The following is a 14,748-nucleotide window of genomic DNA, read 5'->3' on the forward strand; positions in this document are numbered from 1 at the left end:
TTGTTCGGGGAGGGGGCAGCTGAGCGGTATCCGTCCGTATTTATCCTTTCGGTTACGAATGGCTCAACTGTCCAGGTCAGAAGGGGCGCAAGGACCGCCGTCAGCGGTCGGCGGCCTCCTGGGGGACGTGGAGGAGGCGGCCGTCGCACGGCAGGCGCAGGGCGTCGACGGCGAGCGCGGAGGCGATCACCAGCGCACCGTGCAGGGGGTCGCCGGTCGCCGACACCGCGCCGGCGTACGGGAGTTGCTCCGCGAGCTCGGCGCGGAGCGGGGCGAGCAGCGGCTCGCCCATCTTGAACAGGCCGCCGGTGAGCGCCACTTCACTGCCGTCACCCGCCGGGCACACCGCGGCCGCCGCCTCGGCGATGTGTCCGGCCGCCTCGCGCAGGATGCCGGCGGCGACGGAGTCGTCGAGTGCGGCGCGGGCCACGTCGGGCGCGAAGGCGGCGAGGACGGCGGGACGGTCCGTGCGCGGGTAGATCCGGGCGGGCAGTCCGGCCGCCGGGCCGAACCGCTCCTCGGCGAGGGCGAGCAGCGCGGCGGAGCCCCCGCGGCGCCCGTCGTACGCCCGCATCGCCGCGTCCAGGCCCGCACGCCCGATCCACGCACCGCCACCGCAGTCGCCGAGGAGATGTCCCCAGCCGTCGGCCCGGTGCCAGGAGGTGAGGTCCGTGCCGAGCGCGATCATGCCCGTGCCCGCGGCGACGACCGCGCCGGGCCGCTGGCCGAGCGCGCCCGCGTAGGCGGTGACACCGTCCGCGGCCAACGCGAGCCGCCGTACGCCCAGTTCGGCCGCGAGTGCGCCGGGGAGTTCGGCCCGCAGTCCGTCGCCGAGCGTGGCCATGCCGGCCGCGCCGACGGCGACCGCGCTCAGCCACGGCACGCCAGGGCCGCGGTCGCCGACGCGGGCGAGCAGCTCCCGGGCCATCGGAAGCATCTGTTCGAGCAGATGCCCGGCGTCGATGCCTGCAGCCCCGGTCCGCACGGGCTCGCGGGACACCGTCGTCTCGGGACGTGTGAGGTCCCCGGCCGACGCGAGCGCCACGCGCAGACCGGAACCGCCGGAGTCGACGCCGAGAACCCACACGGGGCCCGCAGGATCGTCCCCGCCATGGCCCGGACCGGGCTCGGCAGCGGCGGGCTCGCGCGTCACGGCAGCCGCCAGTCCACCGGCTGCCCGCCCTGCCGCTCCAACAGGTCGTTGGCCCGGCTGAACGGGCGCGAGCCGAAGAAACCGCGGTCGGCCGACATGGGGGAGGGGTGCGCGGACTCCACGGACGGCAGGTCGCCGAGGAGGGGCCGCAGATTGCGGGCGTCGCGGCCCCACAGGACGGACACGAGCGGACGGCCGCGCGCGGCCAGCGCCCTGATCGCCTGCTCGGTCACCTCTTCCCAGCCCTTGCCGCGGTGCGCGGCGGGGCGGCGCGGAGCCGTGGTGAGCGCCCTGTTCAACAGGAGAACGCCCTGCTGCGTCCACGGCGTCAGGTCACCGTTCGACGGCTGGGGCAGGCCCAGGTCCGTGTTGAGCTCGCGATAGATGTTGATGAGGCTGCCGGGCAGCGGCCGCACCTCGGGCGCGACAGAGAACGAGAGCCCGACGGCATGTCCGGGCGTGGGGTAGGGGTCCTGGCCGACGATCAGGACCCGCACCTCGTCGAACGGCTGCTGGAACGCGCGCAGCACGTTCGCCCCGGCCGGGAGGTAGGTGCGTCCCGCGGCGATCTCCGCGCGAAGGAACTCGCCCATGGCGGTGATCTGTCCCGCGACGGGTTCGAGGGCCTTGGCCCAGCCGGCTTCTACGATTTCGTGCAAGGGTCGTGGTGCCACGGGCGTCACCCTACTGCCGTAACGGACGGGCCGATCAACCGACCACGGCCGCTCGCACACACAGCACGTCCGGCAGATGGGAGGCCAACTGCCGCCAGCTGTCCCCGTCGTCGGCCGACGCGTACACCTCGCCGTTGCGATTGCCGAAGTAGACGCCTGCCGGGTCGGAGTCGTCCGTGCACATCGCGTCGCGCAGCACCGTCCCGTAGTGATCGCCCTCCGGGAGCCCCGCCGTCAGCGGCTCCCAGGACCTGCCCGCGTCCTCCGTACGGAAGACGCGGCAGTGCCGCTCCGCGGGCACGCGGTCCGAGTCGGCGTTGATCGGGAACACGTACGCCGTGTCCCCGCGGTGCGGATGCGCGGCGGCGGCGAAGCCGAACGTCGAGGGGAGGCCCGCCCCGATGTCGTTCCACCGGGTACCGCCGTCGTCGCTGCGGTACACGCCCCAGTGGTTCTGGAGGTAGAGGCGGTCCGGGTCGGCCGCGTCCTGCGTGACCTTGTGGACGCACTGGCCGAACTCGGGGTTCGGATCCGGCAGGAAGACCGCCGAGACCCCGGAGTTGGCGGGCTCCCAGCTCTGTCCGCCGTCCCGTGTGCGGAACACCCCGGCCGTGGACACCGCGACCGTCACCGCGCGCGCGTCACGCGGATCGGTGACCACCGTGTGCAGGCCCTCGCCACCGCCGCCGGGGACCCACTTCGACCGCGTCGGGTGCTCCCACAGCGGACGCACCAGGTCGAACGTCTCGCCCCGGTCCTCCGAGCGGTAGAGCGCCGCAGGCTCGGTGCCCGCGTACACCACGTCCCGCTCGGCGGCGGCCGGGTGCAGCTGCCACACGCGCTCCAGCGAGGCCCCCGTGTCCTTGGGGAACTTGACGGCGGGGCGTGACGGCTCCGTCCACGTACGCCCCAGGTCGTCGGAGTGGAAGACCGACGGGCCGAAATGCGCACTGTCACCGCCCGCAAGGAGCCGCGGGACGTCGCCCCGCGCGTCGATCGCCACTGAGTACACAGCCTGGGAGTTGAAGTACGGTCCTTCGTCGAACTCCCACGCGCCGCCGCCCCGCCTGCGGCCGATGAAAAGCCCCTTGCGCGTGCCAACCGTCAGCAGCACTTCAGTCATGCCGGACACCTCCGAGGACGCCTTTGTCTCACGTACGGCCCAGTCTGCACCCGACCACTGACAGTCACCCCCGAAGGCGGCATCGTCGCAGGTCACACCGGCTGGGCGGCCACTTCCTCCGGCACCGGCAGCGGAAAGTGACAAGCCACCTGATGGCCGGCCCCGCGCGGCGCCGCGACCGGCGGCTCGACCTCGGCGCAGACGTCCTGCGCGAGTGGGCAGCGGGTGCGGAACCGGCACCCCGACGGCGGCTTCGCCGCGGACGGCGTCTCGCCCGTCAGCGGAGACCCGGAACCGGCCGTGGCCGGCGGATCGGGCACGTTGACCGTGTCGAGCAGACCCCGCGTGTACGGATGCAGCGGCCGCGCGTACACCTCCTCCGCGGGACCGGTCTCGACGAGCTTGCCGAGGTACATCACGCCCACGGTGTCGGCGAGGTAGCGCACCACCGCGAGGTCGTGCGAGATGAACAGATACGTCAGGCCGCGCTCGCGCTGGAGCTCCCGCATCAGGTTGAGGATCTGCGCCTGCACGGACACGTCAAGGGCGGACACCGGCTCGTCCGCGACCACCAGATCGGGCGACAGCGTCAACGCCCTTGCCAGGCCGAGGCGTTGGCGCTGGCCGCCGGAGAACTCGTGCGGATAGCGGTGCACGGCTCCGCGCGGCAGCCCCACGGCGTCGAGGAGCCCGTCGATCTGCGCCTCCTGCTCGGCGCGGCTGCCGACGCCCTGGATGACGAGGGGTTCGCGCAGGATCTCGCCGACCCGCATCCGCGGGTCCATGGCCGCGGTCGAGTCCTGGAACATGAGCTGGATCCGGCGGCGGTGCGCCCGGCGCCCCGCCCGCGTGAGGCCCGCGAGGTCCTCGCCGCCGAAGCGCACCGATCCGGCCGTCGGGTCCTCCAGACCCGCGACGATCCGGCCGAGCGTCGTCTTGCCGGACCCGGACTCGCCGACCATGCCGAACGTCTCGCCCTTGCGGATGGTCAGCGACACCCCGCCCAACGCGCTGACCGTGCCGCGACTGCGCGAGAACGGGCCGCCCTTGAGCGGGAACTCCTTGACGAGACCGTCGAGTTCGAGAAGCGGCGCGCCCGGCGCCGACTGCGCGGAGATGGCAGCGGGCGCGATGACGTCGGCCGCCTCGCCCTGCGCGGACGCGTCCGGCACCGGGTGGAAATAGGCGAACCGGTGCTCCGCTCCCCGCAGTTCGTCGTCGGCGAGCAGCGGCTCCTGGGTGCGGCACTCGTCCGTGGCGAACACGCAGCGCGGAGCGAACCGGCAGCCCTCCGGCCGCACCGTCAGGTTCGGCGGCAGCCCGGGAATCGTGTGCAGTTCGGTCCCGCCGTCGCCCGCCCGTTCCGGAAGCGCCGCGAACAAGGCCTCCGTGTAGCGGTGGCGCGGGCGGGCGAACAGGTCCCGTACGTCGGCCTGTTCGGCGACTCTGCCCGCGTACATGACCGCGACGCGGTCCACGCGGTTCGCGATGACGCCGAGGTCGTGCGTGACGAGGATCAGCGCCATGCCGAGCCGCTCGCGCAGGTCGTCGATCAGCTCCAGGATCTGGTGCTGGGTCGTCACGTCGAGCGCGGTCGTCGGCTCGTCGGCGATGAGCAGCTTCGGCTCGCAGACCAGCGCCATGGCGATGGCGACGCGCTGGCGCATACCGCCCGACAGCTGGTGCGGATACGCCTTCATGCGCTCGGCGGGCTGGGGCATGCCGACGAGCCGGAGGGTCTCCTCGGCGCGTGCCCAGGCCTCCTTGCGGGAGACGCCGCGGTGCAGGAGGAGCGGCTCGGCGACCTGCCGGCCGATCGTCATGGTCGGGTTGAGCGAGGTCAGCGGGTCCTGGAAGACCATGCCGATGGTGTTGCCGCGTACGTCCTGGAGGACGGGGGCGGGCGCGGCGGCCAGGTCCACTCCGTCGAACAGGACGCGTCCGCCGGTGATCCGTCCGCCGGGCGGCAGCAGTCCAGGATCAAACCAGTTTCGTTTCCTACCCCCGGCTGACGCCGGGGGTATCCACGAAAGGACACACATGACCAGCACGGCCCCCGCACGCCGCCTGCGCATCGGCATCGGCATCGGCGGCATCGGCATCGAGTCCTCCACGTTCTGCCCGCACCGCTCCACCACGGACGACTTCCGGCAGACCCGCGGCCAGGACCTCCTCGACCGCTACACCTGGACCCGGCCCGACTCCGACCTCGCCGACGCGGTCGAGTGGGTGCCGCTGCTGCACGCGACCTCGCTGCCCGGCGGCCCGGTCGAGGCGGAGTCGTACCTGATCCTCAAGGACGAGCTCGTCACCCGCATACGCGAGGCGGGCCCCCTCGACGGCATGGTCTACGACATCCACGGCGCCATGAGCGTCATCGGCCTCACCGATGCCGAGGGCGACCTGACGGACGCGGTCCGCGCCGCCCTCGACGCGCACGGCACCCGCCCGCTGCTGTCCGCCGCGATGGACCTGCACGGCAATGTCTCGCGCCGCTTCGCCGACCCCTGCGACCTGCTCACGGCCCACCGCCTCGCCCCGCACGAGGACGCCTGGGACACCCGCGAGCGCGCCGCTCGCAACCTCGTACGCTGCCTGCGCGACGGCACGCGCCCGCACCGCGCCTGGGTCCAGGTCCCCGTCCTGCTGCCCGGCGAGAAGACCAGCACCCGCCTCGAACCCGCCAAGTCCCTGTACGCCTCGCTCGCCGAGATGGAGAAGCTTCCAGGCATCCTCGACGCGGCGATGTGGGTCGGCTACGCCTGGGCGGACGAGCCGCGCTGCAAGGCCGCCATCGTCGTCACCGGCGACGACGCCCAACTCGCCGCCGCAGAGGCCGAGAAGCTCGCCCGGCGCTACTGGGATGCCCGCAGGGACTTCGTCTTCGTCGGCCCGACCGGCAGCGCCGAGGAGTGCATCGAGAAGGCGGTCGCCTCCGACAGGCGCCCGTTCCTCATCAGTGACTCCGGCGACAACCCGACCGCGGGCGGCGCCGGTGACCTCGCGTACATGCTGGGCAAGCTCCTCGCCAACGACGCCATCCGCACGGGCCAGGTCACGGCCGTGCACCCCGGCATCACCGACCCGGTCGCCGTGGCTCGCTGCTTCGAGGCGGGAGCGGGCGCCGAGGTCACCCTCAGTGTCGGCGGCAAGGTCGACGCCGGTCACGGCGGACCGTACGAACTCACCGGCACCGTCACGGCGTTGCAGCGCGCCGCCGAGCAGAAGGACCGGGCCGAGGGCGGCGCGTACGACCGCGGCGTCGACATGGCGGCCGTGCGCGTCGGCGGACTCACCGTCGTCCTCGTGGAGCGCCGCAAGCCGTTCCACACGCTCGCCGACTTCATGGGCCCCGCAGAGGGCGGCCTCGGCGTCGACCCGCGCATGTACGACCTGGTCGCCGTCAAGATCGGCTACCTGGAGCCCGAACTCCACGACATGGCCGCCGACTGGCTGCTCGCCCTCACCCCGGGCGGCGTCGACCAGGACCTCCTGCGCCTGGGCCACAACCGGGTCGAGCGGCCGCTGTACCCGTTCGACGATGACGCGTACGCGGACGGGCCGGGCCCCGACCTCACGGCCACGCTCCTGTAGGGGCGCTTTGGCCGGCGCGCTGCTGTGAACCGGCAGCGGACGGAGTCGCGGCGCGGCCGCTTCCGGGTGAGGCTTGAGAGGCCCGTACCGGCCGTCGACGAGCCGGTGCGCTGAACCGCGCGCTGAAGGAGACACGATGCAGCAGGACAAACAGCCCGCCTACGGCCCCGTGGTGTTCCGTGACAGGTCGGCGGGCTATGCCTTTCTGACCCGCTCGACGGCCGCCAGCGAAGAGACGATCGAGTGGGACGACGGCGAGACCTACCCCGTCGTCGACGTGGAGATCTCCTCCGAGTCGCACCCCTTCTACACGGGCAAGGCGCGGGTGGTCGACGCCGAGGGGCAGGTCGCCAAGTTCGAGAAGCGGTACGGCGAGCAGGACAAAGGCTGAGCGCCCGGGCGCCTGACTGACCGCCGTACCGCTGGGGGATCGGACCGTACCGCTGGGGCTCAGACCGAGCGGTGGTACTGGTCCGGCACGTGCACGTCCCCGCCGAGCTCGCGCGCCGCCGAGCGCGCCCACGACGGGCTGCGCAGCAGCTCACGGCCGAGCAGGACGGCGTCGGCCTCGCCGTTGGCGAGGATCTTCTCGGCCTGCTCCACGTCCGTGATGAGGCCGACGGCGGCCACGGCCAGCTCCGTCTCGGCCTTCACGCGCGCGGCGAAGGGGACCTGGTAGCCGGGGCCGACCGGGATGCGGACGCCGGACGCGTTGCCGCCGGTCGAGACGTCGAGCAGATCGACGCCGTGCTCCTTGAGGAGGGTGGCGAGGCGCACGGTCTCCTCGGGCGTCCAGCCGTTCTCCTCCAGCCAGTCGGTGGCGGAGATACGGAAGAAGAGCGGCTTGTCGTCGGGCCACACCTCGCGCACCGCGTCGACGACCTCGAGGGCGAAGCGCACTCGGTTGTCGAAGGAGCCGCCGTACTCGTCCGTGCGGACGTTGGAGTGCGGCGAGAGGAACTGGCCGATCAGGTAGCCGTGCGCGCCGTGGATCTCGGCGACCTCGAAGCCCGCGTCCAGGGCGCGGCGGGCGCCGTCGGCGAACTGGGCGGCGATCTCGCGGATCCGCTCCACGGTGAGCTCGGCCGGGGCGGGGTGCTTGTCGTCGAAGGCGAGCGGGCTCGGCGCCACCGAGTCCCAGCCGTGCGCGTCGGCTCCGACGGGGCCGCCGCCCTTCCAGGGCCGGTCGGTCGACGCCTTGCGGCCGGCATGACCGAGCTGGATGCCCGGGACGGTGCCGTGCGCCTTGAGGAAGGCGGTGATCCGGCGGAACGCCTCGACCTGCGTGTCGTTCCAGATCCCGAGGTCGTACGGGCTGATGCGGCCCTCGGGGCTGACACCGGTGGCCTCGACGATGATGAGGCCCGTGCCGCCGGCGGCACGGGCCGCGTAGTGCGCGAAGTGCCAGTCGTTCGGGGCGCCGGTGTCCGGGCCCTCGGGGGCGGCGCTGTACTGGCACATCGGCGGCATCCAGACCCGGTTGGGGATGGTCAGCGACCGAAGGGTGTAGGGCTCGAACAGCGCGCTCACGGCAGACTCCTATACGTTCACGACGGGCGTGGCGGGTCCTCGTACGATAGGCATCGTAGTACGGCACCTGTCAAACTACGACGGGTCTCGTACAATGGGCCTGACGCAACCGCAACGCACCCGCCACCCCCCATCCGCACACCGGGCCGAACGAAGTGGAGCCGCCGTGACGACCGCCGCACCGAGCAGCAGGGCGCTTGCTCACCCCACGCGTGACGAGATCCGGCTGGAGTCCGTGCTGCACGCGCTCGCCGACCCGATGCGCCTGCGGGTGGTGCGGGAGCTGGCGGAGGAGGGCGAGAACAGCGAGCTCTCCTGTTCGCACTTCGTCCTCCCGGTCACGAAGTCGACCACCACGCACCACTTCCGCGTCCTGCGCGAGAGCGGCGTGATCCGGCAGATCTACCGGGGCACCGCCAAGATGAGCGTGCTGCGCCGCGTCGACCTGGACGTGCTCTTCCCCGGCCTTCTCGACAGCGTCCTCGCGGCGGCCGCCCGGCAGGACGACCGGCTAGGTGACGGGGGATCCGACGGTGCCGGCGGCCTCGGGGGCTGAACTCCCGCTTCCCCGAAGGTGGTTGAACAGCAGGTTGAGTGTGATCGCCGTGATGCAGCCCGCGCTGATCCCGCTGTCCATGACCGTCTGGAACCAGTGGGGGAACTCGGCGTAGATCCCGGGCACGCCCACCGGAAGCACCCCGATCGCCACCGACACGGCGACGACCGTCAGGTTGTGGCCGTCGGCGAAGTCGACCCGGGCCAGCGTCCGCACGCCGCTCGCCGCGACCGTGCCGAACATGACCAGGCCCGCGCCGCCGAGCACCGGCGCCGGGATCGCGGCGACGACCGCGCCCAGCTTGGGCAGCAGGCCGAGCAGCACCAGGATCCCGCCCGCCGTGGCGACCACCCAGCGGCTGCGCACCCGCGTCATGCCCACAAGCCCGACGTTCTGCGCGAACGCGGTGTACGGGAACGTGTTGAACACGCCGCCGAGGACCGTGGAGAGGCCGTCCGCGCGCAGGCCGTCCGCCAGTGAGTGCGGCTGGACGGGCCGCCCCGTCATCTCGCCCACCGCGATGAAGTCGCCCGTGGTCTCGGTCATCGTCACCAGGGCCACGATCAGCATCGCCACGATCGCCGCGCCGTGGAACGTCGGCGTACCGAAGTGGAACGGTGTGCTGATGCCCACCCAGTGCGCGTCACCGACACCGCTGAAGTCCGTGAAACCGGTGGGCACGGCGACGGCCGTGCCGACGACGATGCCGACGAGCACGGCGACGCGGCTCAGGAACGGCGGCGCGAACCGCTGCACCGCCAGGACCACCACGAGGACGAACGCAGCCAGTGCGACGTTCTTCGGGGCGCCGAAGTCCTTCGAACCCGCGCCGCCCGCAACCCAGTTGCCCGCCACCGGCAGCAGCGAGACGCCGATGATCAGGATGACCGTGCCGGTGACCAGCGGCGGGAAGAAGCGCAGCAGCCTGCCGAAGACCGGCGCGAGCAGCATCATCGCGAGCCCGGCGACGATCACCGCCCCGTAGATCGCGGGAAGCCCGCCGCCCGTCGTTCCGATGATCACCATCGGCGAGACGGCAGCGAACGTACAGCCCTGGACGATCGGCAGCCGGACGCCGAACCGCCATACCCCGACGCACTGGATCAGCGTCGCGATGCCGCACACCAGCAGATCCGCGGTGATGAGATACGCGAGGTCGGCCGGCGACAGCTTCATCGCGCCGCCCACGATCAGCGGCACGGCCACCGCGCCCGCGTACATGGCGAGCACGTGCTGAAGGCCGAACGCGGCCAGCTGCCGCACGGGCGGCACCTCGTCGACGGGGTGGACGGACGGTGGGGCGGCCGGGGCTGCCATGGGCACTCCAAGGGGATGTCGGAACGCGAACGTGGGTGCGGGGGGCGGGGTGGACAGCACGAGACCGTAGGGGGCTTAAACGATTTGTTGATTTCGCGTCTGTTGCCGGGATGTGTCGCGCCTCCCGGGCGTCCTGCGTCGGAGCTTGTCGCTGCTCAGGCGCTACGTCGTCCCGTCGCGGGCCGCCGCCAGCAGGCCCGCCCAGTCCGGGATCTTCACCGGGCCGCGCCCCAGGGACCGGCCCAGCTCCGCCTCCGCGCGCTCGATCGCGAGCCACCCGGGCCACTCGACGGCCGCGCAGCCCGCCGCGCGGAGCCCGCGGAGCGCGTCACCGGGAACGTCCCGGGCGGCCAGCGCGGCGGCGTCGTCGAGCAGTGACTGCGCGGTCTCCTTGGCGCACGGGCGGTTGGTGCCGATCACGCCCGTCGGGCCGCGCTTGATCCAGCCCGCGACGTACTCGCCGGGCGAGACCTCGCCCGCCCGCAGGATGCGCCCCTCGCGATGCGGCACGGTTCCGGTGGCCGCGTCGAACGGCAGCCCGTCCAGGGGCACTCCGCGGTATCCCACCGACCGCAGGACGAGCTGCGCGTCGATGTCGTCGAACCGGCCGGTGCCGCTCACGCCGCCCGAGCCGTCCGGTGCGGTGTGCTCGAACCGCACGCCCGACACCCGGCCCGTCGCCCCCTCCAGGAGCGCCGCCGGCCGCTGGAAGAAACGCAGATGGATGCGGCGGGGGAGACCCGGTGAGGGGCGCTCGGCCCAGCCGCGCAGCACCTCGACGTTCCGCCGGTTCGCCGCCGGCAGCCCCGCGGGGTCGAGATAAGCGGGATCGAGCGCCAACTCGGCCGGATCCACGACCACTTCGACCCCGGGAAGCGTGCCGAGCTCTCGCAGCTCCTTGGTCGTGAAGCGTGCCTGCGAAGGGCCGCGCCGCCCCACCATGTACACGTCCCGCACCCGGCTGTCGGCCAGTGCGCCGAGTGCCGCCTGCGGCATGTCGGTGGGCGCCAGCTCGGCCGCGCCGCGGGCCAGGATCCGGGTGACGTCCACGGCGACGTTCCCCACGCCGATGACGACGGCCGACTCCACGTCCCGTACGAACGCCTCGGCCACCGCGTCGGGATGCGCGCTGTACCAGGAGACGAAGTCGGTCGCCGACCAGCTGCCCGGCAGCTCCTCGCCCGGCACGCCCAGATGGCGGTCGGTGGCGGCGCCCACGCAGTACACGACCGCGTGGTACATCTCCAGGAGCCGGTCGGGCGGCAGGCCGGGGCCGATCTCGACGCCGCCGACGAAGCGGACGCGCTCGTGCTCCAGGACCGTGCGCAGATTGTTCTGCAGCGACTTGATCTTCTCGTGGTCCGGTGCCACGCCGTAGCGCACCAGGCCGTACGGGCAGGGAAGCCGGTCCAGGACGTCCACATGGACGTCCGGCACCCGCTCCTGCTGGACCAGGCTCTGCGCGGTGTACACCCCGCTCGGCCCCGACCCCACAACGGCGACGCGCAGCACGGCGGACTCCTTCCGCAGGCCGACGGACTTCCAGCATGACACCGAGGGGGCCGGGCCGGGAGGGTGTGACGCGCACGGAGCTCACCCGCCGGGCGTCACGACATCTTCCGCATGCGCCCGATCTCGGCCGTCTGCTGCGCGATCACGTCGTTCGCCATCTCCTCGATCTGGACGTTGTTCCCCTCGGACAGCACGTCCGTCGCCATGGTGACCGCCCCGGTGTGATGCGTGATCATCAGCTTCAGGAAGAGCTCGTCGAAGGCCGCGCCGTGCGCCGCGCGCAACGTCTTCAGCTGTGCCTCGGTCGCCATCCCCGGCATCGCCTCGTGCCCGTGGTGCCCGCCGCTCTCGCGTTCTCTGCCGTGGGAGTTGAGCCAGCCCTCCATGGCCCCGACCTCCGGGCCCTGCGCCGCGGCGATGCGCTCCGCGAGGCGCTTGACCTGGCCCGACTCGGCCCGCTTCGGGGCGAGTTCGGTCATCTGGAGGGCCTGCGTGTGGTGCGCGATCATCATCTGCGCGTAGCTGAAGTCGGCCGAGTTGGGGCTGTCGTCCGGCTTGCGCTTCTGCGCGTCCTCGGCCGACAGCGTCTCGGCGCCTTCGCCCGGCTTGCCCGGCGCGATCACCGAAGGCCCGGGCTGCGCACGGGAGTTGGCGTCAGCGCCCCCGCCGTCCGGCGCCGTGTCACAGCCGCCGAGTACGAGCGCGGCGACCGCGACCGTCAACGGCAGAACAACTTTCATGACGAGTACGTTGCCATCTGTTGATCTGTGCATGATGAAGACGATACTCGTGGGGGTCCGTGCTCCGCTCCCGCATGAACGGGGGAAGCGGGGAAGTCCTCGACGAGGGAGACAGCAGTGATCCTGTTGAACGAGTCCCGCACGCGCCGCAGACGCCTGGGAGTTGCCGCGACCGCGGCCGGGCTGCTGGCCGCGCTGCTCATGGCCGGTCCGGCGGCGGCGACCCCCGACCCGGGCGACGCCCCGGCCAAGGCCGAGCGGCTCTCGAAGAGCGCGGCGGCCGACACCCGGGCGGCGATCGCGAGCGGCGCGATACCCGCCCAGGACGAGGTCGTCCACTCCGACAACATCGAACATCTCGCCAACATCCCCAAGGACGTGCTGCCCGGCACCAACTCGGACCTCGCGTTCCAGGGCTCGTACGCCTTCGCGGGCAACTACGACGGCTTCCGCATCTTCGACATCAGCGACCCGAAGTCACCCAAGACGGTCGCGCAGGTCCTGTGCCCCGGATCGCAGAACGACATCTCCGTCTCCGGTGACCTGCTCTTCCTGTCGACCGACTCGTCGCGCAGCGACAACTCCTGTGCCAGCACCACGCAGCCCGCCACGGAGAAGTCCTCCTGGGAGGGCATGAAGGTCTTCGACATCAGCGACAAGAAGAACCCGAAGTACGTCGCAGCCGTCGAGACCGCCTGCGGCTCGCACACGCACACGCTGGTCCCGGAGAAGAAGAACGTCTACGTGTACGTCTCCTCGTACTCGCCGAGCGCGACGTTCCCGGACTGCCAGCCACCGCACGACGGGATCTCCGTCATCAAGGTGCCGCGCAAGGCACCCGAGAAGGCCGCGATGGTCAACTTCCCCGTCCTGTTCCCCGGTGAGGGACCCGACGGCGGCGGCAACCCTGGCGGGCCCACCAACCCGGGCGTCTCCAAGACCACCGGCTGCCACGACATCACGGTCCTGCCCTCGAAGGACCTGGCTGCCGGCGCCTGCATGGGCGACGGCATCCTGTTCTCCATCAAGGACCCCGAGAACCCCAAGGTCATCGACCAGGTCGAGGACAACACCAACTTCTCGTTCTGGCACTCGGCGACGTTCAACCAGAAGGCCGACAAGGTCGTCTTCACGGACGAGCTGGGCGGCGGCGGGGCGGCCACCTGCAACGAGGCCGTCGGGCCGAACCGCGGCGCCGACGGCATCTACGCCATCGTCGGCAAGGGCGACCACCGCAAGCTGGTCTTCAAGAACTACTTCAAGATCCCCCGCCACCAGGCGGACACCGAGAACTGCGTGGCCCACAACGGCTCGCTGATCCCCGTCAAGGGCAAGGACATCATGGTCCAGGCCTGGTACCAGGGCGGCGTCTCGGTCTGGGACTTCACCGACTCCTCGAAGCCCAAGGAGATCGGCTACTTCGAGCGCGGCCCGCTCACCACGGACGCGCTGCGGGTAGGCGGCTCCTGGTCCGCGTACTACTACAACGGCTACATCTACTCGAACGACATCGCCAAGGGCTTCGACGTCCTGAAGCTCAGCGACCGGCGCACCGACCCGGCCGAGCGGGTCCGCACGGGCGAGCTGAACGTCCAGACGCAGCCGGACTACTTCGACTGAGAGCCGTTCGACCGGGACCCGGGACCTCCGGGCTCGAAGTACTGGGAGAGGTCCGGGGCACTCCCCGGGCTTCTCCCGCCGGGCGCCGGGGCGTCCGGCGGGGTTCCGAGCTCCCACGCGAGCCCGTACCGGGCGAACAGCTCCGCCCGAAGGGTCGGCAGCGGCATCGGCGCCCCCGGGACCAGCGCCGCGAACACCGCCCCCATCAGCTGGGAGCGCAGCAGCGGATAGTCGCGTTCGACGCTGAGCGAGCCGTTCCGCTGGACGGTGTCGCGCAGCAGCTCGGCGAGCCGCTGCTGCTCGGGGCACTGCACGAAGCCCTCGGCCTGGAGGATCCCCGCCATGTGCGTCCGCATGAGGACGGGGTGGTCGACGGCCAGGCCAAGGATCGCGTCGACGGCCCGCGCCAGCCGCTCCGGCCCGTCCTCGGTGTGCGGCTCGCGCTCCAGGGCCGCCTCCAGCGTCCGGTGCATCAGCCGGTGCACCGCGGACTGGAGCAGCTGCCGCTTGCCGGGGAAGTAGTACGACACCAGGCCCCGCGCCGAACCGGCGCGGTCCGCGATGTCGCCGAGTGTCGTCGCGTCGTACCCGCGCTCCCCGACGAGCTCGACCGTCGCCTGGAGAAGCCGCTCGCGGGATCGCCGTCGCAACTCCTCGTTGACCGATGCGCTGCGCGGGGACATCCTGTAACTCCTGCGTTGACTGGCTCGTAGCCAGTATACTCAGCGCATCCCTGACAGAGGGCCCTTTGCGGAACCTCTGTCAGGCCTCCTGGGCGTATCCGGCGACGCGGGGGATCGTCGGATACGCCCGGCCCTACCGGGCGGGTGTCCGGACGGCGTCGGCGCCGTCCGGACACCCGCCCGGTAGGGGATTCCGGTCCGGCCGCCGGCGCCGGAAATTCCCGCCGCGGCGGACTCCTCCAGGGG

At 71.9% G+C, this 14,748-nt stretch carries 13 protein-coding genes; 4 read left to right on the top strand and 9 right to left on the bottom strand.

The features are described 5' to 3' along the window. Positions 1–100: 100 nt before the first annotated feature. From OHA58_RS32460 to OHA58_RS32475, 4 genes are all read right to left on the bottom strand, one after another. On the bottom strand, positions 101–1,087 hold the full coding sequence (locus OHA58_RS32460; protein ID WP_405485295.1) for an N-acetylglucosamine kinase: 987 nt from the start codon (positions 1,085–1,087) through the stop codon (positions 101–103). Between the two features lie 62 nt (positions 1,088–1,149). Next, complete coding sequence (locus OHA58_RS32465) at positions 1,150–1,827, bottom strand: uracil-DNA glycosylase (protein WP_405483172.1); 678 nt, start codon at positions 1,825–1,827, stop codon at positions 1,150–1,152. A gap of 34 nt (positions 1,828–1,861) precedes the next feature. After that, positions 1,862–2,950 carry a WD40/YVTN/BNR-like repeat-containing protein gene (locus OHA58_RS32470; RefSeq protein ID WP_405483174.1) on the bottom strand — a complete coding sequence of 363 codons (1,089 nt, stop codon included), beginning with the start codon at positions 2,948–2,950 and terminating at the stop codon, positions 1,862–1,864. 92 nt (positions 2,951–3,042) lie between these two features. Next, the gene (locus tag OHA58_RS32475) at positions 3,043–4,974 is read right to left on the bottom strand and encodes a dipeptide ABC transporter ATP-binding protein (RefSeq protein WP_405485297.1); all 1,932 of its coding nucleotides are present in this window, start codon (positions 4,972–4,974) and stop codon (positions 3,043–3,045) included. Positions 4,975–4,990: 16 nt separating this feature from the next. Here OHA58_RS32475 and OHA58_RS32480 point away from each other — a divergent pair, with 16 nt between their 5' ends. Then, a complete protein-coding gene (locus OHA58_RS32480; RefSeq protein WP_405483176.1) occupies positions 4,991–6,544 on the top strand; it encodes a M81 family metallopeptidase in 1,554 nt (517 codons plus the stop codon). Positions 6,545–6,680: 136 nt separating this feature from the next. Further along, positions 6,681–6,935 carry a type B 50S ribosomal protein L31 gene (locus OHA58_RS32485; protein ID WP_116500281.1) on the top strand — a complete coding sequence of 85 codons (255 nt, stop codon included), beginning with the start codon at positions 6,681–6,683 and terminating at the stop codon, positions 6,933–6,935. A gap of 59 nt (positions 6,936–6,994) precedes the next feature. Here the strand turns inward: OHA58_RS32485 and OHA58_RS32490 are convergent, their stop codons facing one another. Beyond that, a complete protein-coding gene (locus OHA58_RS32490; RefSeq protein WP_405483178.1) occupies positions 6,995–8,074 on the bottom strand; it encodes an NADH:flavin oxidoreductase/NADH oxidase in 1,080 nt (359 codons plus the stop codon). Between the two features lie 166 nt (positions 8,075–8,240). On the opposite strand from OHA58_RS32490, the gene OHA58_RS32495 reads away from it, so the two are divergent. Then, a complete protein-coding gene (locus tag OHA58_RS32495; RefSeq protein ID WP_405483179.1) occupies positions 8,241–8,630 on the top strand; it encodes an ArsR/SmtB family transcription factor in 390 nt (129 codons plus the stop codon). On the opposite strand, the gene OHA58_RS32500 is transcribed toward OHA58_RS32495, so the two are convergent. The 3 genes from OHA58_RS32500 to OHA58_RS32510 form a co-directional block, all read right to left on the bottom strand. Then, the gene (locus OHA58_RS32500) at positions 8,586–9,947 is read right to left on the bottom strand and encodes a nucleobase:cation symporter-2 family protein (protein ID WP_405483181.1); all 1,362 of its coding nucleotides are present in this window, start codon (positions 9,945–9,947) and stop codon (positions 8,586–8,588) included. The genes OHA58_RS32495 and OHA58_RS32500 overlap by 45 nt on opposite strands. A gap of 162 nt (positions 9,948–10,109) precedes the next feature. After that, complete coding sequence (locus OHA58_RS32505) at positions 10,110–11,459, bottom strand: FAD-dependent oxidoreductase (protein ID WP_405483183.1); 1,350 nt, start codon at positions 11,457–11,459, stop codon at positions 10,110–10,112. Between the two features lie 95 nt (positions 11,460–11,554). Next, the gene (locus tag OHA58_RS32510; RefSeq protein ID WP_405483184.1) at positions 11,555–12,199 is read right to left on the bottom strand and encodes a DUF305 domain-containing protein; all 645 of its coding nucleotides are present in this window, start codon (positions 12,197–12,199) and stop codon (positions 11,555–11,557) included. 117 nt (positions 12,200–12,316) lie between these two features. Here OHA58_RS32510 and OHA58_RS32515 point away from each other — a divergent pair, with 117 nt between their 5' ends. Continuing rightward, positions 12,317–13,819: an LVIVD repeat-containing protein gene (locus OHA58_RS32515; RefSeq protein ID WP_405483185.1), complete on the top strand. Its 1,503-nt coding sequence runs from the start codon at positions 12,317–12,319 to the stop codon at positions 13,817–13,819. Here OHA58_RS32515 and OHA58_RS32520 read toward each other — a convergent pair. After that, a complete protein-coding gene (locus OHA58_RS32520) occupies positions 13,807–14,502 on the bottom strand; it encodes a TetR/AcrR family transcriptional regulator (protein WP_405483186.1) in 696 nt (231 codons plus the stop codon). The genes OHA58_RS32515 and OHA58_RS32520 overlap by 13 nt on opposite strands. Between the last annotated feature and the right edge of the window lie 246 nt (positions 14,503–14,748).

This window comes from Streptomyces sp. NBC_00009 (assembly GCF_045040855.1).
Classification (GTDB): domain Bacteria; phylum Actinomycetota; class Actinomycetes; order Streptomycetales; family Streptomycetaceae; genus Streptomyces; species Streptomyces aureus.

Bases quoted from the DNA above. Each gene is read 5' to 3' on its own strand.
- OHA58_RS32480 (WP_405483176.1), top strand. From the start codon at position 4,991: ATGACCAGCACGGCCCCCGCACGCCGCCTGCGCATCGGCATCGGCATC.
- OHA58_RS32520 (WP_405483186.1), bottom strand. From the start codon at position 14,502: ATGTCCCCGCGCAGCGCATCGGTCAACGAGGAGTTGCGACGGCGATCC.
- OHA58_RS32510 (WP_405483184.1), bottom strand. From the start codon at position 12,199: ATGAAAGTTGTTCTGCCGTTGACGGTCGCGGTCGCCGCGCTCGTACTC.
- OHA58_RS32485 (WP_116500281.1), top strand. From the start codon at position 6,681: ATGCAGCAGGACAAACAGCCCGCCTACGGCCCCGTGGTGTTCCGTGAC.
- OHA58_RS32500 (WP_405483181.1), bottom strand. From the start codon at position 9,947: ATGGCAGCCCCGGCCGCCCCACCGTCCGTCCACCCCGTCGACGAGGTG.
- OHA58_RS32470 (WP_405483174.1), bottom strand. From the start codon at position 2,950: ATGACTGAAGTGCTGCTGACGGTTGGCACGCGCAAGGGGCTTTTCATC.